Genomic DNA, 20,792 nt, shown 5'->3' with positions numbered 1-20,792 from the left:
CTGCAGGGCAGAGGGAAATGACCCGTGGGCCGCTCTAGAGCCGCGAGACAGTGCTCTTTGCTTGCCAAGGCTTGAAAGCGTGTGCTATAATCCGCCCATTCCTACGAGTGGTAGCAGTGGGGCGGAATCGGGAACTAAGCTTACGGTTCTCATCAATGGAAGTGACCGATGCCTGGCGCGCCGCCGCTCCTGTCGTCCCTGACAGGTGTGCGGGGCATCATGTGCGTGCTCATCGGTCCTTTGATGGTAGATCAGGGTGTCTTGGGTGCGGGGAGGCCAGGCCGGGCGTACGGAGCACAGTAACCAACTAGGTATGTGAGTAGCACCCGCCAAGGGAGTGATCGTGTTGCCAAAGGGCCACGCCCGATCGTCGGTGTCTCTGTGGATGCTCGCGTTGGCCACTTTCCTGGGGCTATCCTTGATGCTCCAGGTATCCGCCCTCGGTGCTCCCGGGCGTGTCGGAACCCTCGGGCTCAAAGATATGGGTGCCCTGGCGTCGCATACCTATCTGGCGCATCGCCTCCCGATTCGCGCACTGGGCACCGGTGTGAGCACCGCGCAGTCGGGGCCGAACCCGGATACCGACCTCACGCCCACTGCGCTCGCCAGTGTAGAGCGCGATCCCGACGGCTCGCCCTCAGGTGCCACTAGCTGTGTCGTCTTCGCCAGCAACGGCGTCGATAGCAACGGCGACTTCCTCATCGATCCCACTCTTCCCACCGATCCGACCTTCGTTGCCAACTTCAACATCTGGATGATGCGTTCGGACGGCTCGGAGCAGCGGCGGCTGACCAGCCTGGACGGCGACGAGGTCCAGCCGGCCATGAGCCCCAGCGGCGCCCTCATCGCCTTCGCCTCCAAGCAGTCGACCACCAACCGTTACGAGATCGCAATCTACGACGTCCTGCAGCAGACCATCCGGGTGCTCACGACCGCCCAGAGCGGCGACAAGATGCACCCGACCTGGAACCAGGACGGCACTTCCCTCGCCTATCAGTGCAATGCTGCCGGCAACTGGGACATCTACCGGATGCCCGTCGCACAGCCGACCGCCTACGTTCAACTGACCACCTCCGCGGAAGACGACACGGATCCCGCCTGGACGCCGGGCGCGAATACTCTGAGCCCGACTGGTGCTGCAGTGGCCTACACGGGCAGGAGCGGCGGCGTGACCCGCGTCTACTGGATTGACGCTGATAACCCCGGAGCACCCGAAGCCCTCACTGACGGCGGCGGCAGTGCCACGGTGACCGACTCCGAACCGGCTTGGAGCAAGGACGGCCTCGAGTTGGCCTTCGCCAGCGATCGTGACCCGGGCCTGGGCCAGGCGGCAACCTATAACATCTGGCGCATGAATGCCGTGGGCGAGGTCAACGGTACCGCCGCAACGCTGGTGACCAACACCAATGCGCAGAATGTTGTCGGCACGCACAACCCCTCCTGGTCGGCTGTTACAGCCCGCCAGCCGATGCGCTTCTTCTACGACGGCGCCAAGCCCGCGGCCCCGGCGCAGCGCGACATCTGGTCGACGCTGTGCAGCGACACTGAGCCGCCCGTCCTCGGGTTGCCCGGTAACACGCAGTTCCCCGTCACCATGGACTCTCGCGTCGTGTCGCCTGGTGCCGACGCGACGATCCATGCGCAGGTCTACGACGCCGACTCCGGCGTTCAGCAGGTTCTGCTGCTGATCACCAATCCGGACATGAAGCTGTACTCGCCCTCTGGTGGACTTCTATGGAACGGCAACTACCAGTGGGAGTCCAACTTCGACGGCTATCAGTACCGTGAGATCGGGTACCAGCAGGTCGCCCAGGTAGAGATGTACGACGACGGCGACCCGGCGAACGGTGATACGGTTGCCGGAGACGGCATCTATAGCTGCAAGTGGACGGTGCCGGACGGCGCTACCAACGACTGGGTCATCGACATCTTCACGGTAGACAAGACCGGCAACTCCGAGAACTATGATAGCGTATATGGCTTCTCCTCCTTGGTCTTCGCGCCCAGCGGCAACGTGCTCTTCGTGAACGACTACTGCGAGGGCCAGCGCTTCATCTACAACCGCAGTTCCAGCTACAACGACTACCACGTCGCGTGGTACGCCGAGAGCTACTACCTGCGCAACCCGAGTTACTCGCCGCAGGCCGCGGGCTGGATCGACTACGACAGCATCCGCGACTCGAACAGTTTCTGGGGCAGCGGCCAGGTCGCCGTGGACGTGTGGCGTGTCATCTGCCGTGGCCCGGTTCCGGCGAGCGTCTACAACTTCTACCTGCCCAGCGCAGAGTACCAGTTGGATCCCACCGAGGCCACGACCAATCCGGGGACGGCGCTACCGACCCGGCTCGTGCAGCTCTCCAACAAGGCCGTCATCTGGGCCACTCCGCACGCCGGTGACGTCTACGTCGCGGACGGCTCCATCGTGGACGCAAGCGTCCAGACCGACCTCGGCGGGTACCTGGACAAGGGCGGCCGCCTCTTCATGAGCGGCCCCGACTTGGCGTGGGCACTCACGCTCAACGGGACCGCCGCGAATAGCTTCCTGAGCAACTACCTGCACGCTGGCTTCGAGGCCGACTACCCTGGCGGTTTCCTCAATCCACCGGCGTACGGTTTCACCGTGCACGGCCAGAGCGGCGACTTGGTCGCAGACGGCCCGTGGAACGGGAGCCACTGGGAAGGATGGGGCGGCCACACCGAGGCCGACGCGCCCCTGGATCTCAACTCTCCGCAGTCGTACTGGGCCTGGACCGATGTCCGGACACCGACCTACGAAGACGCCTCCGACTGGTCCTATCGGCCGGACGTCATCAACATCGATCCCGCCTGGGCGGCCGACACGAACACCCACAAGATGTACGGGTACGGCTCCTACGCAGGCCCAACGGCTGCCCTGTGGTACCAGAACCCGACGACCAGCGCGCGGGTGGTCTACCTCGCCTTTGGGTTCGAGTCAATCCATCGCGGCTATCACTCGCACAACATCTACACCGCAACGAACGTGGCGCACTGCGAGAACCACCGCAGCCACCTCATGCATAACTTCCTGTGCTGGGCCAGCACAGGCACCATCCAGGGCCGCGTTCTCTCAGTCTCGGATGCGATGCAGCCCGTCACCGGCCCCAACCCGGTTGTCCTCGTGTACCGGGGCGGACACCGGGTCGGCGACCGCACAAGGGTGGCCGACTTTGCGGTCCGCTGCGAAGACGACGGCAGCTTCGTCGTGCGGGGCCTCGCTCCCGGTACCTACAGTCTGGATGCAACTCGGCCCGGGTATGAGATCGCCCACGACCCCGGAACCACCAACGCCATCCACGGCGGCGGCAGCCCGGCGACGCTTGACCTGACCTTGTCCCGAGCACGGCCGGGATCTATCGCGGGGACCATCACCTCGCTGGCAACCGGCGATCCCGTAGCCCAGACCGTCGTGAAGGCTTGGACAGTCCCGACTGGCTACGCCGGCGGCGAGCCCGACTGGTCCACCCTCGGAACCCCCGCGGGTACCTCGGCCGCTACCGGCATCGATGGGAAGTACCAGATCGATAGCCTGCCCGAGGGCGACTACCTGGTTCGCGCTGACGGCTCAGCGACTGGCTATGGGACCGCCTGGGCACAGGTGGCTGTCACGGCTGGGAATGTGACGACACAGGACTTCCAGCTCAGCGCCGCTGATGGCACGGTTCTCGCAACCGTGACCGTCGCGAACACGACGCCCGCAACAGCCATTGCGAACGCTCTGGTGCAGCTCACCTCCACGCAGGGCGTGACCGTCGCGAGTGGACGAACGGACATCGCGGGCCAGGTGACACTGAGCCTGCAGCCGGGAACCTATACGGCAACAGTTGCCGCCGTTGGCTACAAGACCCCGGCCGCACAGAGCGTGACAGTGGTCTCGGCCACGCAGGTGACGATCGCCTTCGCGCTCGAGGCCGAGGAGCCCGGCGCGATCAGCGGACGCATCCTCGCCGCAAGTAGCTCGACTCCTGTTGGCGGCATCACCGTTGAGCTCTACAGCGGGACCACGCTCCTTGCACAGACGACGACCGCCTCAACGCTAACCACGCCGTCGGATGGCAGCGGTTCCTACAACTTCCGCTTCGACAACGCTCCCACGGGACAGCTGGTCGTCAAGCCGGTTCCCTACGGCTTCACGGTCAACCCGACGCAGCGCACGGTGACGGTGACCGCCGCGAGGACTACGGGGAACGTCAACTTCGGCCTCAGTAGCCTGCATAGCTTCCCGACTGGGCTGCAGTTGGTATCGCTTCCCTACGACTACAGCACCGTTGATCCGGCAACGCTGCTCGGAGTGCTCCCGGGAAACATGCTGATGGCAGCCTGGGAAGCCTCGACTCAGCGGTACCGAATCTACCCGCAGGCGCCGGCCGATCGCTTCCGCCTCGGCAGCGGCTATTGGATGCGGCTGACCTCACTCGTGGACCTGATGACCCAGGGGCAGAGCGCACCGAGCCCGATGCCCATCTCTCTCGGACCGGGATGGAACCTTGTCGGTGATCCCTTCACCTCAGTGACCGACTTCTACGGCATCACGGTCGAGGACCGTGCAGGAGTCACCTACTCGGTTCAGCAAGCCCTGTCGTCGGGCCTCCTGCAGAGCGGGCTCTTCGTCTACGCCCTTGGCGGGTACCAGAACGCCTCGGTACTGACGCCCTGGGTAGGGGGCTGGCTGAAGACCTCGGACAACGTGACGCTTCATGTGACGAAGACGGCGGGCACGTCCGCTGCCAATGTCGAGCGCCCGGCAGTGAGCACTCCGAAGGATGGGTGGCTCACCAGCCTGGAGGTATCGGCCGGTCAACTCCTGGATAGCTCCACGCACTTCGGGGCGGCAGCGACTGCCCACGCGGGATACGACAAGGGCGTCGACATGGCCAAGCCGCCTGCTCCAGACTTCGCACCCTATGTCTATGCCGCCTTCGTCAACAAGGGCTGGGACGCTCAGAGCGGGAACTACTCAGTTGACGTGCGGTCGGCCTCGGCGGCGCAGTCCACCTGGCTGCTGAAGGTTGACACGAACTTGCAGGATGCTGATGTGACGGTCCGCTGGCCGAATCTCGGATCGGCTCCTGCGAGTGTCCGTCCCGTCCTTAAGGACTTGGCCTCGGGCAAGTCGGTGTACATGCGCACCAACACCGGCTACACCTTCAGGGCCGATGGCACGTCGCGGACCTTCGAGATCAGCGTCACCGCTGCAGCCGATGGCGAAACTCTGACGCTGTCGGGCGTCTCGACGCAGCAAGTTGGCGGCGGGCAGTGCAGGATCGCCTACACGCTGTCGAAGGACGCCGACGTCGAAGTCGAGATCCTGAACATCGCCGGTCGATCGATCCGAAAGGTCACCTCCGGGGCCGCGCAGACCGCGGGTGCGAACGTCGCAACCTGGGATGGCCGTTCGGCTGCCGGAACTCGTGCCGCCGCCGGCCGGTACCTGGTGCGCCTGGCGGCGAGGACCCAGGACGGGCAACGGACGCAAGTGGTTGCTCCAGTGATGGTGGGCCGCTAGTCGGAAGCTTCGCGCTGCTGACGCCCGTGTGGGCGAGGAAGCGGCGAGAGTCAGACCGCCACGGGGGCGTTGGGGGCAGGTGGGCGCGGTTTACAAGAGGAAAAGTAGTGTGTTATACTGCCGGGCCGTTGCGTCGGGCTAATCGTCGAAGCCTCGTGGGAGGGAACCGACCGTCATGCAGCGCTTGCAACAGTCCATGCTGAGGCCTCTCGTGGCCACCTCTATCGCTGTGCTTACGGTGCTTTACCTTGGCCTCGCGCCAATGAGCACCGCGCACGCACAAAGGATCAGCGAGGCCGTCGCTGTAGCCATCGTCCCCTTCGCGGATCACACCGGACGCAACAGCGAAATGATTGCCACCAAGGCAACCGATGCCGCGGCTCTCGCACTTGACGCGTCCAAGGAATACGTGGTCATGCCCCGTGCCGACACCCAGAGGGAGATGGATGCCCTGGGTGCCGCAAACGCCTCCTCACCGCTGTATGGCCTCTCGGAGGAGCAGATGGTGCGACTGGGCGAGCGCCTGCGTGTCTCCAAGGTCTGCAATGGCGTTGTCGAGGCCCTGAGCATCGACAAGTCAGGTCGATGCCGCTGCCGGATCACTCTGCGCCTCCTGGACGTGGGGACCGAGGAGTACCTCGACGGTGCCACCTCGGACTACACGACGAAGCCAATCCCCGGCTGGGAGGGCGACGAGGCCTCTGTGATGAACGAGGCCTTCCGCAGCGCAGCGGAGGAGTGCATTCGGAAGATCCAGACTACCCGTCGGCCGCGCGGCAACGTTGACAACGTCGAGCAGACCGGGCAGGTCTTGGTCAACCTCGGTTTCAAAGACGGCATCGAGGTCGGCACCGAGTTCCTCGTAGTGCGCGGCATCTGGAACGCCGCGACCGAAAAGGTCGTCTTGCGCAAGATCGGTGTCGTCGAAGCGAAGCAGATTGACACCACCTTCTCGCGGTGTTCGGTGACCAGCGGCATGGCCCCGCGGACGGGCGACAAGGTCTACGTCATGTACCGGCCGACACAGACCGTTCAGAAGGCCGCCGCAAAGTCGCGCATGAAGACGTACACGCTGTATGCGATCGGCTTCGGTGCCCTGGTCGGTATCTACAACACCGCAACCGGCTCGGACAACCAGAGCGCTCCCGGCGTGTCCGCCTACCTGACGCAGACGATGCCAGGTTCTGAACCGCGGGTACGCGTCAACGCGAGCGTCGGTGGGGTGCCGGGTAACACCAAGACCTTCGGCTGGCTCGTCTACCGTGGCGACTACGCGGGCTTCCCCGCGATGGCCGATGACCGCGACTACCTGATCTCCGGCGTCCAGGGACAGAAGCTCGGTTACTACGAGGATAGCCCGGCTACCACCTACAACATCGACTTCTCTCTCGATTTCACCTACAACGACGAGACCGGCGACCAGCAGGACGGCAACTGCGACGCCACCTACAACCACAACGGGCTTACCGCCGGGCAGTCCTACTTCTACAAGCTGCGCAGGGTCGTGGACCCCGGGCGCGTCATTCTGCCGACCACAACCACCGGTGTGAATACGGGCCAGGCGGCTGTTCGCGCCAACGTCACCTTCACAATCGACCCCACCGACGCCCTGGGAGAGCAGAGCGAACCGGCCGGTCCCGTGACCTTCTTTTATCCGCCGACACTTGAGCTGCCGTCGAACAACAACGCCGCCGTAGACCCGACCGCGAACACGACGATGTTCACTTGGGAGCCCTCAGTCGGAGCGGACACCTACCAGGTGATGATCTACAAGAACCAGCTCGCGAGTGGTACTCCCGTCAAACTCAGCCCCGAACTGACCAACACGAGTTCGACTGGTACCATGAGTTGGCGGCTGCCGACCGCTCTGGCCTCCAGCACGACGTACTACTGGTTTGTCGGAGCGAAGAAGAGCGGGGAAACAGCACCCTATGTCTCCTCTATCAACAAGCGCGGCTGGCTGCTGGCAGGCCCGTACACCTTCACCACCGCGCCGACCCCGCCGACACCTCCGGGCACTTCCGCTGTGTCCTCGGATCGTCCGGCTGGGCGTTCCGGCTGGTGGCGTGAGACGCCGGCCTCCAAGCGATAGGCTACTACTGCGGGGCCTCCTCGTCGCAGTCTGCCTGACGATGGGCGGGAGCGGGGAGGCCGTCTCCAATGATGAGTGGCGGGGCTGGGCGATCTTTGCGATAGTCGATGCGCGTGACGCCCTGGCACCATCCGCACACAGGATGGCGTCGGAACTGGTCGCCGGCGCGGGCGACACTGGAGTGTCCCTGATCGAACTCGTGGGGGAGCCGAAGGGCGACCGGGAACGAGTGAGCGCCCAGGTTGGAGCCGCTGCGGCTTGGGCGCGAGAGGGAGGACACGCCGTTCTGTGGCTTCGGGGGCACGGCGAGCCGCCTCGGAGTGGGCGAGACCTCCGGCGCGGCGAGTACCGGCTTTTCGGTCCTGGGGGCCAGGCGGAGTGCAGTGTTTGTGACCTGAAGAGCGCACTGAAGGGCGAGCAGATAGATGTCGTGATCCTTGAGGCTTGCTACAGCGCGTCCCTAGAGGTCCTGGTGGACCTTGCCGGGACCTGCCGCGTGCTGGTTGGGATACCGGGCGAGGCGCTGGGGGAAGGCTTCCCGTGGGGGGAGGTCGCATCAGGGATCGCGGGCCTGGAGCGCGGGAGAGAGAGGTCCCCTGGTGCCGTCGTCAAGGCGCTCTGTGGTGCTATCTCCGGGTCGGGGCCCAGGGGCGGCTTCCCATGGTCCATCTCGGTTATCGACATGGCTGGGGTAGGGGATTTGCAGCGTCTCGTGAATCAGGTGGGCGAGGAGGCAGGTCGCGAGATCGCCGGGGCGGCGCGGGGTGTTCAGTGGGCGAGGGAGCGGTCTGCTCTGAGCGAGACGCTCGGCGCGAGTTGCGATCTCCTGGATCTATCGGTCGGGCTTGAGGGCAGCTGCGGGTCGCTATCGGTACGGACGGCGTGTAGCCAGCTGCGAGTTGCCGTAGAGGCGTCTGTGCGGGCAAATATCCCCATGATGACTGGGACTGATCGGGCGCGATCCGGGCGTGGTGGGGTCACGGTCTTCATGCCGTCAATCGGGACGGAGACAATCGACGGCTACGCAGCCCGGGCAGGGGCGAGGATTGGCGCGGGTTGGGCGAGCTTCGTCGAGAGGTATCTGCGCTATGGACGAGAGCTGGTGCCGTTGCGGGTACCGTGAGGTTTGTGTTGTGTAGGACAAGATGGGCTGAGTGTGTGGTGGGTAGAGGGTGTAGGCGGTAGCTGCTGTTGTCAGCACGAAGCGATTAACGAACGCATTACCTGGATCGGCCATGCTGCGCAGGCCGGCGAGTCTGCAGGCCCATGGGCGGACCGAGACTCCAGGAGGAGGCAGGAACGTGAGCCTTCTTGGCCGACGAAGCGACAAAGCACGCTGCCACGTCGCCGGACTGGTTGTGGCTCTCCTGTGCGCTGCGAGTCTGTTCGAGGCGGGCGCACAGACAGACACCGGCTGTTCTCGCAAGCTCGGAGGTATTCTTCGGGAGTGTGCCTCGGGAGGCACTGCTGCGGGCGCCGGTGCGGCCAGGTATCTCACTCGAACTCCAGACGGCAGAGTCGTTGTTGAGTTGCTGTTTGACTCGGCGGCCTCCTGCGCCGGCGCTGACCTCTCCTCCTGCGGGGCGAGCGTCCAGTTCCGGTCAGGCGCTCGGGCACAGGCGGCGGTGCCGGCGAAGGAACTGTGTTCCGTCGCACGGATGCCTGGGCTGGTTTCCATAGCGCCGCCGGCGCGGGTGATCCCCTGCCAGGCTTTCACTCCTGGCTTCGGCAACACCGTAAGCGAAGCCGTCCAGATAACCTACGCCTCGTCCATGCAGGCGAACGGCATCGACGGCACTGGTTGCACGGTCGCTGTGATCGACCTGGGCTTCGGGGGCGTCACGAGCACGGAAGTGAACATCGATGTCGCTGATCCGACCGCGCTGATGAGCTTCCGGAGCGATGGGGCCACGAACGCGAATCGCCACGGAACTGCGATTGCGGAGCAGGTCCAGGACATGGCGCCGGGCGCTAACCTTGTGCTGATCGCGGTCGACACTCCGATGAGTATCGAGTCGGCCATCAACTATGTCATCGCGCAGGGGATCCCTGTAGCGGTGATGGGTCTGACGCTGATCGATGGGCCCTTCGATGGTACCCACTCGGTCACGCGCGCCGTGGAGGCCGCCTGCAGCGCAGGTGTGTTGTGGGTACAAGCAGCCGGCAACTTCGCGCTGCGGCACTGGAATGGAACCTTCACCGACGTCGATGGCGACCTGCTTCACGAGTTCTCCTCCGGCGTTGAGGGCATCGCGCTCAACCTGGCCGCCGGAGTCTTTGAGGCCGACCTAAGCTGGTACGAAACCGCCGGGTCGCTAACGAACCGTGACTATGATCTGGTACTGAAGGACGCCACCGGGTACATTGTCGCACAGTCGATCATGGGGCAGAACGGTAGTGATGCGCCGAAGGAACGGCTCTTGGCGCAGGTTACCACTGCGGGCACGTACACGCTGGAGATCGTGCGGATCGCTGGCCACCCCACCTACCCCGACAAGTTTCAGCTCTATCTGCCCGACTACGACATATCCCCTGCAACGCTGCAGCGCCCGGACAGCAGCCTGCCGATCCCTGCCGAGTCCCCGAACGCCTTCGTCGTGGGCGCCGTGCGCGGTACCCTGGCTGACGCAGGGGCGTACGCCCTCCCAAACCCGGGGCGCGACGTCGTGGAGCCCTTCAGCTCGCGGGGTCCCTCCCTCAATGGTGTGCTAAAGCCGAACCTGATGGGCCCCGATGGCTGTCGTACGAGCCTTGCTGCGGCCCCGGTGATGGAAGGCGGCGAGTGGATCGCCCAGCAGGCATACGGGACCTCCTTCGCGGCCGCACACGTGGCAGGGGCTGCGGCGCTGCTATACAGTGAGAACAACACTCGGACACGCAATGAGTTGGTCACTGCTCTGTACCGGCTGGCGGTCGCCGTGCCACCGGCTTCGGCGAAGCCCGAACCCCTTCCCAACAACACGTATGGCTATGGCCGCGTCAGCCTGCGGATGGGTACTGACGTCTCCAAGCCGCAGATCTCGATCACTGCCCCGCGAAACGGCGACACGATCACGAGTACGTCGCCCATCATCATGGCCGTTCTTACGGATGTCGGTGCTGGGATCGATGCGTCGACTATCGTGGTCAAGATCGATGGTGTCCAGGTCACCGGGTACGCCTACGACGCCACGACCGGCGTGCTTCGTTACGTAGCGGGACCGCCGAACCAGGCCGCTCTGTCGCGGACTAGCCACCAGGTGACGGTGGCTGTGTCAGACCTCGCCGGGAACGCTGCTGATCAGGCAACGGCCAGCTTCCGGGTGTCGCCGCCGACCATCTCCTCTGGCATCCACATGTTCTCCATCCCCTACAGCTTCGCGGGGCTGGCGGATGCGGAGAAGCTTCCGACGGCAATCTTCGGTCTCCCGTCCGACCAGGTGACGGTCGCACGGTGGCTGCCGACCGATACGACACCTACCAACAAGTACCACTACTACGGAGGGCCCACAGGTGCTCAGGACGCCTATGCGAGCTTCGTGCCGCAGGACACCGTGGAGTCTCCCTATGTCGTAAGCGCCGCGCCGGCCGGGCTGGGCTACTTCATCAATCTCGGAAGCGATGCGACGCTGAACGTGGCCGGGACGAGTCTGTCTGACCAGGCCAAGTACGAGATCCAGCTCTCCTACGGTTACACCTCGCCCCGTGGCTGGAACATGATCGGTTGCCCCTTCCCAGACGCAGTCACGTGGGGTGGCGTGCAGTTCATCACCAACGGTGTGCGGCAGGACCTGAGCGACGCAATCGACGCGGGCGTGACTGAGGGGATGCTCTTCGAGCTGAAGCGCGTGGGCAGCACGGTCTACTACGACTTCCCCTCTGATCCACTGGCCGGAACCCTGGAGCCGTGGTCTGGCTACTGGTTGCACGTGCTCAAGTCCACCACCTTGGTCGTCTACAACAGCAATGTGTCCTCCAGCCAGTCGAACCGGCACACTGTCAGCACGGCAAAGGCGCCGAGCGACGGCGACTGGAGCCTGAAGCTCGTGGCCTCGGGTGCCGGCGGCTACGACCCTGCAAACGTGATCGCTGTGGCCGCGGGCGCTTCCGACGGCTTCGACGCCGGTAAGGACGTACCGAAGCCGCCTGCCGTGAACAGCCCCGTGCGAGTCTCCCTGGCGCATGCGGACTGGGGCGACCAGTCGGGTTCCTATGCTCGTGACGTGCGTGGTGCCGTAGGGAGTCGACAGGAATGGGACGTCACCGTGGAATGCTCGCAACCGGGCTCTGATGTCACGCTCTCGTGGCCGGAACTCAACCGCGCGGTGCCGTCGAGCGTGAACCTCATCCTGCGCGACGAAGCCGCGGACCGTGACGTGTACATGCGGACCGTGGGCGCATACACCTACAACGCCGCCGATGAGTGTGGGGCGCGCTCCTTCAAGGTCATTGCGGAACCTGCCGGTGACCGGCCGCTGCTCCTCAGCGGCGTCACGACGGCGCAGGCGCCGGACGGGACAGTGCAGCTAAGCTACACGGTGAGCACGACCGCTGACGTTTCCGTGGACATTCTGAACATCTCTGGGCGCGTCGTTGGTCAGCTCGGCAGCCGGACCGCGAGTGCGGGTGCGACCAACACGGTGTACTGGAACGGGCGCACAGGCCAGGGCACGAAGGCGCCGAGCGGACGCTACATGGTGAGGTTGACGGCGCGGACGGCCAGCGGGCAGGTATCGCAGGCGGTCCGTGCGTTGCAGATCACACGGTAGTTGGCCTTCAGCAGCGTGGCCGCAAAGGAACGCGGGCCGTGCGGGGGACGGGTAGCAGAGGGCCTGAAGGCAGGGCAGAAGGCACTCTCAGGTTCATCGCCAACAAGCAGCCGCGTGACGGTGGTCAGGGCGGCGAGAGGAGCTGACGCATTCGTGCAGCGTAACCGAGACTCACTCGCCAACACAGGTCGGTGGAGTCTTTACAGCACAGTCATCGCCTCCATTCTGACGGTGATCGCTTTGCCGGTCTTCGCTCAGGTCGGCACCGTGAGCGTCACCCACCCGGCTGGTATCACGGTGCTGCAGGTTGAGGACCCACAGGTCGTCACCTACACCGACACCGCACGTCCGCCGGTAACCCACTCCTGGCAGCGGCCTGGCGGCAGGTTCCGCCTGCTCACTGGACCGACAGCGCCGACGGGTGGCGACCCAACGGTCGCCGGGGACGAGGACAGGGCCATCGCGAGCGCCTGGTCTGTCTCCACTGGGCCAAACAGCATTCCCTATCCCGTGTTCACCTCCAAGCTGACGGTCTCGGTGGACGGGACGCACTACGACATGCACCAGCTTGCAGCGGCGGCCGTCGACGTCACTGGCAGCAACGCTGTGCACAGCTACTTCCCAACCGCATGTGTCGTGGGGAGCCGCGATGTGTATCTGGAGGGCCGCGTCCCGCTGGATAATACCGATCCGGCGCTTGCGACCGAGTTCATCAATGTACAGCACTATTTCACCCTCATCCATGACACTCTGCGCGTTGAGTACGTCGTCACGAACAGCTCTTCGCAGGAGCGGCAGGTAGGGATTCGCCAGGTATTCGACGGGCTGTTCGGCAGTGGCACAAACCGCGACGGCACCGAGGTATATCTGCCGAATGGCACGGTCATCAACTACGAGAAGGTTATCCCAGACGCCGAAACCACGGCAATGCCGGACACATGGGTGACCGTCGACAACGCGGATTCGCCAGTGGTCTTTATCCGGGGGACGGTCGCGGGCGACGACGTGCTCGACGCGGGGTTGGCCAACTCGAGCGCAGGCAAGCCAGATCTGATCGGTTGGGGCCTCTTCCGCAACGTCGGGGCCGATGCCCAGTGGGACTTCACGCCGAACTCAGTGCTGGCGCTCGATGGCGAGGACTGGGCGTACTTCACGCGTTGGAACGAGAAGCCGCTGGCGGCGGGGAAGTCGCGGCGCTACGTGACGTACTTCGGCGTGGGCGCCTCGGCGGCCGACTACGACTCACCCTATGGGTTTGCAGCCTACTCCCCGAGTACACTGAAGGTCCAGAGCGGCGACGACCCGACGACGGACGAGGTGGAGACGTACTACCTTACCGACAGCCAGGGGAAGTCGGCCTTCACCGTGACGGCCTATGCCGACAACTTCCTCCCGGCATCGTTGCTGAGTGCGAGCGTCCGAATCAGTCTGCCGACCGGCCTGGAACTCGATCCGGCGACACAGTCGCTGAGCAAGTCGTTGGGGACCGTCCGCCGGAACGAAGACAAATCCGTGAGCTGGACGGTGCGGGCAAGTGTGACGCGTCCTGGACCCGCCGTGATCAAGTTCACTGGTCCACAGGGGAAGGTCGTCGAGCGGAAGGTCTACATCCCGGCAGTGCCAATCTTGACGCCCCTTACGTCACTCAAGGGCCTCGAGATGGTGGCGATCCCCTATACCTTCGCTAACACGGATGCCGAGCACGTCTTCGCGACCCTCGGCTCGCTGTACCCCGGCGGGGCTAACGCTCTGGTTCGCTACGACCCCGAGAGCCGGATATACAAGTACTTCCCGGACTCCTTCGTGACAAATGTCGAGCCCGGCTATGGCTACTGGCTCCTCAACCGGAACCGGCAGACGGTGTACTTCCCGAGCGATGCCGCCGCGCTGAACACCAGCGACTCGGCGACGATCAACCTGAGTGAGAACTGGAATCAGATTGGCAATCCTTTCGTGGGGCCTGTGAACCTGAGCGACATACGCGTGATCGACCCCAACGGCAAGGAGTGGTCGATGAAGGAGGGCATCGGTCGCGGCCTCCTGCTGCCCACGCTCTTCTGGTACGACGCGGCTGCAAATGACTACGACTGGGAGACCGAACTGTCTGACGTGCGTCTCGATCCGTACGTCGGTTACTGGATCTACGCCATGGACGACATCTCCCTCGTGATCCCACCGCCGACGCTGTTCTCGCCGGCTGCTGCGCCGAAGACAGCGGCGGCAAGTGGCTCCTCCGCCGGGGACGGCTGGCGTCTTCCCCTCGTGGTCTCGGGCGCTGGCAGGACCCGCACCGGGCGAGTGATCGGGGCGGCCTCCGCTGCTACGGACGGTATCGATGCGAACGACGTCCTGGCGCCGCCGGCGTGTCTCACCGACGGGGTCAATCTGAGTGCGTGTGTCGAGCAGCCTCAGACGGGCGTGCGGCTGATGCAGGACATCCGTAAGGCCTCCTCGAGCGCGACGCAGTGGAATCTGGTCGTTGATACGAACGCTGCGGACACGCCGATCACGGTGTCGTGGCCGGACCTGAGCAGCCTGCCCGCCGATCTCACTGCGGTGTGCGAGGACCTGACCTCCGGCGAGCGACGTTATATGCGCACGACGAACGCCATGACCTTCCGCTCCGGTGACAGCGGCGGCAGTCGGACCTTCCGCATCACCGTCCAGCCGCGCGGAAGCGAGAGGACTCTGGTCACGAGCGCCTCGGTCAGCTCGACTGCTCAGGGCGTGGTTGTAAGCTATAGTCTGGCGAGCGACTCGAGCGTGGACGTTGAGATCAGAAACATCTCGGGCGTGCCGATCCGACAGGTCGCCAGTGGCAAAGTAGCGACCTCCGGTGCCAACACGCTCGCGTGGGACGGACGCAACAGTCAGGGCAGCCGCGTCCCGGCGGGACGGTACCTGTGCAAAGTCACTGCACGGTCACCGCAGACGGGTGAGCAACACAGCCTGGTACGCTCCTTCCAGATCAGTCGCTAACCGAACAGCGGGGTTGCAGGGCCTTGGCCCCGGGTCAGCCGTAGGTAGCAATCTAGCAGCCATCCCAAACCCTAGCAATACTAGCAAGGGGGAACAGGTGTAATGTCCGCACTCCGCAAGAGTCGGCACGGTCGGGCCCTCAGTTATCTTCTGCTGGTTGCCCTCGTGCTTCCCCTGGCGCCCTGGGGAGCCGTCAGTGCGTGCGCGCAGGTGCGCCCGCGGTCCGTACTGGTCTTCAATGTAGTTGACGAGAGTTCGAGTGGCATGGCCGACCTCCGCAAGATCGCCACCGACTCGCTCCAGATGGCGATCGACGCGCTGCCGAACACGGAGTGCACGGAGTTCTCGGCGAGTTCGCCGCTGGTTCGCCGTGCGGAGTCCGAGGGGCGGCTGCTTCAGACCGAGATTGCGAACGGGCCGACGAGCGCCCGCGAGGCAGTCAAGATCGGGTATGCGCTGAATGTTGACACGGTAGTCGTGTCCAGCATTCAGTCGTACCGCAGCCCGCAGAACCCGCGGTCGGTGGAGATCATCGTCTCCGGTCAGGTCTATGATGTGAAGCCGAACTACGATGTAGAGGCCGGTGACCCCGTTGAGAAGCCGATCGTCGCACAGGCCTTCGGTGTCGTCGGGGCGAGCCGCAAGCTTCCCGGCTACGGTGGCAGTGATCGGCCGCTGGCGCGCGAAGCGGCCGAAGATGCGGCCTACCGTGTCGCGAAGGTCATGGGCGGCGCGAGTATCAGCAGCGTGTCAGAGCCCAAGCCCGCCGCGAAGAAGAAGAACAAGCTCGTAAGTGTCCTCGGCGTCCTGGCCGTCACTGGCCTCCTCGCCTGGGCAGTGAGCAGTGGCGGCGGCGACAGCGACACCGGCCCGAGTGCCGAAGCTGTGCCACCGACCACCTTGCCCTTGCAGGTCGAGGGGACAGACACGATCCGCGTGAGATGGGTCGCGCCAACCGGAACCACCTTCACCGTCCTGCGGTACCAACTGCAGCGCGCGGTGAACGGCGGCCCGTATGCCTTCTTCGGCTCTGGTAACTCGACGAGCAACATCAGCGCCGGAACCAGCGAGTGGCCGGACTTCGACGTGTCCACCGGCAACTCCTACGCCTACCGGATCCGTGTCGTCTATACGAACCAGAAGTACTCGGCCTGGCAGAACTTCGCCGCCGTTGGCCTCTAGAGCCCGATCTCGGCCTTCTGGTGCGCTTCGGCCTATAGCCCCAGCGCCCTAGCACCTTGCCGCCGCCCTCTGTACTCTGGTGCAGAGGGCGGTACCCTATCCCTCGGGATCGTCCGAGGGGAGTGGACCAGGTAACTCGATGCAGGCTCGGTTCCCCCATTTCTCCTTAAGAGCTTGGCTGGCGTTGCTCGTGGCGGGCGGTCTCCTCGCCTGTGCGGGGGTGCCCGCCGACGCGCAGGCGGTCCGAGCTGGAAGCGTTCGCATCTTCTTGCGTCCCAGCAGGACGAGCCTCCCCGCAGATGGGAAGAGCAAGGCCCGGATCCTGATCGAAGTGAAGGACCGGAACAACCAGGCTCTGCCCGACGGTACCCCCATCCTATGCCACAGCGACACTGGCCTGCTGAGCACGGACGAGGGTGACAAGCGCCAGTCTCTGACCGTCTCCTGCGAGGGCGGCTATGCGACGGTCTACTGCCAGAGCGAGGAGGCTGGACCTGCTACCGTGGTCGTGAAGGTCCAGGATAGCAGTAACCAGGTCGTCCTCGACTTCCTCGCGGAGGGCGAGGGCGAAGGGGCCCAGGCGCGGGTGGTCAACATCCGTGGTGGGTGGGTCGGCTACTCGATGGACCTGAACACGATCCGCGCCCGCGACTCGGCCAGGGCTCAGTCCGGCGCCCTTGTCATTGATGCCGCCGACGGGCTCGAGCTGGACCTGCAGACGCAGGTCCTGAAGGCCTGGGGCGTTCGGATGACGCACGGTAAGGACATACTTGAGGGCGAAGACGTGTACGTGGATGTGGCCGGCGGCCGTGGAGTCATGCGCCGGTTCGGCGAGAACGGCGTCGAGCGCGTCTACTTCCTCCTACGAAACCTCAAGCCTTGCGCCACTACCTGGGAGATCCCCGACGATGCCTTCCGCGTCGGCCAGGAGGAGGGCAGCACTTGGCTGGTATGCAAGAGCTGTTCGTACTTCGTCGGCCAGAGGGTCGTTGTTCGGCATGCGGCGCTGTACACCGAGGGCCAGAAGGTCTTCAGCTTCCCTCCCTACTGGGTGATCGGTCTGGCTGGCTACTCAGGTGCGAGCAACTCGCAGGTCCTCGGGGTCAGCAGCCAGGGCGGCCTTGCCGTCGACTTCCCCTTCTTCTTCAGCGTAAGCGACGAGTGGTCTGGGTCGATCAAGCTGCAGCGCGGTGTGTCCGGGTCAAGCTTCATCGCGAGGGACGGGTGGAGCGTCGGACTCTCCGAGGAGTACGATACCGGCAAGGCCAAGGGCGTCATTGAGGTCGGCGGCATCCTGCGCGATGACTGGGGTATCGAGTGGCGCGATGAGAGACGGCTTTTCGGTGAGGATGACGGTTTCTTCAATGTCGCCTGGCCCGACCACCAGAGCCTTTTTGCCGATGCCAGCATCTACCACTATGCGCAGAAGTACCGACTGAGCCTGCGCGGTCAGTACGACAACCCGCAGGACGCGGACGACGACTTTAGCCTCGGGGTGGACTTCCTTACGGAGCCGCGGCCCCTGGGAAGGGGAGCCTCCTTCCGCCTCGGTTCATCGGTCGGCACGCGACGGCGGGCCAGCGAGGACCACGAGTGGGTCCTGGAGAACGAACTGTACGGTTCTGTAGATCTGAACGGGTGGCGTCTGGGCCGTAACACGAGAATCCGGCCGTCCATCAGCAACGTCTACAACTGGGACACGAACGAGTATTCGGCCAACAGCCTTCGCGGTGAGCTGCGCCTGAACCGCGATTTCGGCGCCACCACGCGACTGGGCCTCAACTACAGTGTGACCTACAACAGCGGCGACGCGTCAAACACGGGCGTTGGCCACGAACTCGGTCTCGACTTCGCCATGGCTCACGGGGTCAAGTGGGACGCCTCCCTGAGCGGTAGCTGGGACATCACCTCCGGCGACACCTACGGCTACGGCGCGATCGACTACTACCTCAAACCGGAGTGGCGTCTCGGGATCATCGGCACGCATTATGAGTTCGACACCACCGAGTTCAGCGATCTCGAGTTCGAGCTCGCGCGGTCTCTGGGCGGTCGCGAGCTCGGCCTGCGTTACTCGATGGATGGGCACCGGATCTCCCTCGAGGTCGGTGGCCTTGGTCTGAACAAGCAGTAGCGAGGTCGAAGCAACGCCGGTCCACCACCAAAGGACGCCTGACGGGCGTCCTTTTGCTGTTCTGCGCAAGGTAGTCAGGCACCTTACCACCCGGGTTCCGTGTGCTATAATAGAACATCGGTTTCATGCTTCGCACCGGAGGGCGTGCCGTGGGCGAGTTCAAGGTGGTGTCGGAATACGAGCCGGCGGGCGATCAGCCGCAGGCCATCGAGGACCTGACGTCCGGCGTCGGCACCGGGAGAAGGCAGCAGATTCTGCTCGGAATCACGGGGTCGGGCAAGACCTACACGGTCGCCAAGGTCATTGAGCGCGTACAGCTCCCGACCCTGGTGATAGCCCACAACAAGACGCTCGCCGGCCAGCTCTGCTCCGAGTTCCGCGACTTCTTCCCCAACAACGCCGTCGAGTACTTCGTCAGCTACTACGACTACTACCAGCCCGAGGCCTACCTGCCGCAGACAGACACCTACATCGAGAAGGACTCGCAGATCAATGAGGAGATCGACCGCCTGCGCCATTCTGCGACACAGGCGGTCATGACCCGGCGCGACGTGGTGGTGGTCGCCTCGGTCTCCTGCATCTTCGGCCTCGGGTCGCCAGACCAGTACGAGGAGATCACACTCCGCCTGAAGCGTGGCGACCACCTCGACCGTGATGCAATCCTCAAGCAACTTGTGAGCATGCAGTTCACGCGGAATGACCTTGCGCTGGAGCGAGGGACCTTCCGCGTGCGCGGTGATGTCGTCGAGGTCCACGCGATGGATGAGGACGCCATCACACGCATCGAGCTCTTCGGCGACGAGATCGATCGAATCGTCGTTCTGGACCCTGTGACCGGCGAGCTGATGGAGGAGAAGCAGGCGCTGATCGTCTTCCCGGCGTCGCACTACGTCGCCTCGCGGGCACGGATCGACGCGGCGCTGGTGTCCATCGAGGAGGAGCTCGAGCAGCGCCTGGAGTCCTTCCACTCCCAGGGCCGTGTGCTGGAGGCCCAGCGGCTGGAGCAGCGAACCAGGTACGACCTCGAGATGATCCGCGAGATCGGCTACTGCAACGGCATTGAGAACTACTCGCGCCACTTCGACGGTCGCCAGGCGGGGCAGCCACCCTACACCTTGCTGGACTACTTCCCGAGTGACTACCTGATGGTCGTCGACGAGTCGCACCAGACGATCCCGCAGATACGCGCGATGCTTCAGGGCGACCGGTCGCGCAAGGACAGCCTGGTCAAGTTCGGCTTCCGGCTACCCTCAGCCTACGACAACCGGCCGCTCACCTTCGATGAGTGGGAGCAGCGCATCAACCGCGTCATCTACACCTCGGCAACGCCCGGACCCTATGAGCTGAGCCATGCGTCGGGGATCGCCGAGCTCATCGTGCGCCCCACAGGGCTTGTCGACCCGCCGGTCGAAGTCCGCCCGACTCAGGGCCAGGTCGACGACCTCATCGCCGAGATCCGTAAGCGAATCGCCCTCGACCAGCGGATACTGGTGACCACCCTGACGAAACGCATGGCCGAGGACCTCACCGACTACCTCGCGGAGATCGGGATCCGCGTGCATTACCTTCACAGCGAAGTGGATACCCTCGATCGCCATGAGCTGCTGCGCGACCTGCGCCTTGGCGAGTATGACGTGCTCGTCGGCATCAACCTCCTGCGTGAGGGCCTTGACCTGCCCGAGGTTTCACTGGTGGCGATCCTCGATGCAGACCGCGAGGGCTTCCTGCGTTCCGAGACCTCGCTGATCCAGATAATGGGCCGCGCTGCGCGTCATCTCGACGGCCGGGTCATCATGTATGCCGACGAGATGACCCGTTCCATGAAGGCTGCGATTGGCGAGTCGGATCGCCGCCGCAAGAAGCAGGTCGCCTACAATGAGGCCCATGGGATCACCCCGCAGGGCGTCCGCAAGGCCGTTCGCGACACCCTTCGTGCCACGCAGGAGCAGACAAAGCGCGCCGTGGCTGCGGTCGCTCCGGATGACCTCGCCGGCGGCCTCGAGAAGGAAGACCTGACCTCGATCATCGTCGCGCTGGAGACGGAGATGGCGGAGGCTGCGGAGAATCTGGAGTTCGAGCGCGCGGCCCAGTTGCGCGACGAGATCAGAGAGCTCAAGACCCTGGTGGAAGGATAGG

The 20,792-nt window shown here is 64.4% G+C and carries 8 protein-coding genes; all 8 read left to right on the top strand.

All coding sequences use genetic code 11. The features are described 5' to 3' along the window. Positions 1 to 385: 385 nt before the first annotated feature. A complete protein-coding gene (locus ABFE16_13570) occupies positions 386 to 5,524 on the top strand; it encodes a carboxypeptidase regulatory-like domain-containing protein (protein MEN6346323.1) in 5,139 nt (1,712 codons plus the stop codon). Positions 5,525 to 5,699: 175 nt separating this feature from the next. After that, the gene (locus tag ABFE16_13565; protein ID MEN6346322.1) at positions 5,700 to 7,616 is read left to right on the top strand and encodes a hypothetical protein; all 1,917 of its coding nucleotides are present in this window, start codon (positions 5,700 to 5,702) and stop codon (positions 7,614 to 7,616) included. A 40-nt stretch (positions 7,617 to 7,656) separates the two neighbouring features. Continuing rightward, positions 7,657 to 8,739: a clostripain-related cysteine peptidase gene (locus ABFE16_13560; protein MEN6346321.1), complete on the top strand. Its 1,083-nt coding sequence runs from the start codon at positions 7,657 to 7,659 to the stop codon at positions 8,737 to 8,739. A gap of 178 nt (positions 8,740 to 8,917) precedes the next feature. Continuing rightward, a complete protein-coding gene (locus ABFE16_13555) occupies positions 8,918 to 12,364 on the top strand; it encodes a S8 family serine peptidase (protein ID MEN6346320.1) in 3,447 nt (1,148 codons plus the stop codon). 153 nt (positions 12,365 to 12,517) lie between these two features. Continuing rightward, a complete protein-coding gene (locus ABFE16_13550; protein MEN6346319.1) occupies positions 12,518 to 15,343 on the top strand; it encodes a FlgD immunoglobulin-like domain containing protein in 2,826 nt (941 codons plus the stop codon). Between the two features lie 102 nt (positions 15,344 to 15,445). Then, entirely contained in the window at positions 15,446 to 16,525 is a 1,080-nt protein-coding gene (locus ABFE16_13545) for a hypothetical protein (protein MEN6346318.1), read from the top strand. A 268-nt stretch (positions 16,526 to 16,793) separates the two neighbouring features. After that, positions 16,794 to 18,656 (top strand): hypothetical protein, encoded by a 1,863-nt coding sequence (locus ABFE16_13540; protein ID MEN6346317.1) that lies wholly within the window; start codon positions 16,794 to 16,796, stop codon positions 18,654 to 18,656. A 149-nt stretch (positions 18,657 to 18,805) separates the two neighbouring features. Continuing rightward, positions 18,806 to 20,791 (top strand): excinuclease ABC subunit UvrB, encoded by a 1,986-nt coding sequence (uvrB, locus tag ABFE16_13535; GenBank protein ID MEN6346316.1) that lies wholly within the window; start codon positions 18,806 to 18,808, stop codon positions 20,789 to 20,791. Position 20,792: the final 1 nt, after the last annotated feature.

The organism is Armatimonadia bacterium, assembly GCA_039679385.1.
In the GTDB taxonomy this organism is placed as follows: domain Bacteria; phylum Armatimonadota; class Zipacnadia; order Zipacnadales; family JABUFB01; genus JAJFTQ01.
Note: the sequence above shows the minus strand (reverse complement) of the source record. Positions and strands in the feature narration are given on the sequence as shown.

Excerpts from the sequence above, each read along its gene's own strand:
- ABFE16_13565 (MEN6346322.1), top strand. The coding sequence starts at position 5,700 with ATGCAGCGCTTGCAACAGTCCATGCTGAGGCCTCTCGTGGCCACCTCT.
- ABFE16_13560 (MEN6346321.1), top strand. The coding sequence starts at position 7,657 with ATGGGCGGGAGCGGGGAGGCCGTCTCCAATGATGAGTGGCGGGGCTGG.
- ABFE16_13545 (MEN6346318.1), top strand. The coding sequence starts at position 15,446 with ATGTCCGCACTCCGCAAGAGTCGGCACGGTCGGGCCCTCAGTTATCTT.
- ABFE16_13570 (MEN6346323.1), top strand. The coding sequence starts at position 386 with ATGCTCGCGTTGGCCACTTTCCTGGGGCTATCCTTGATGCTCCAGGTA.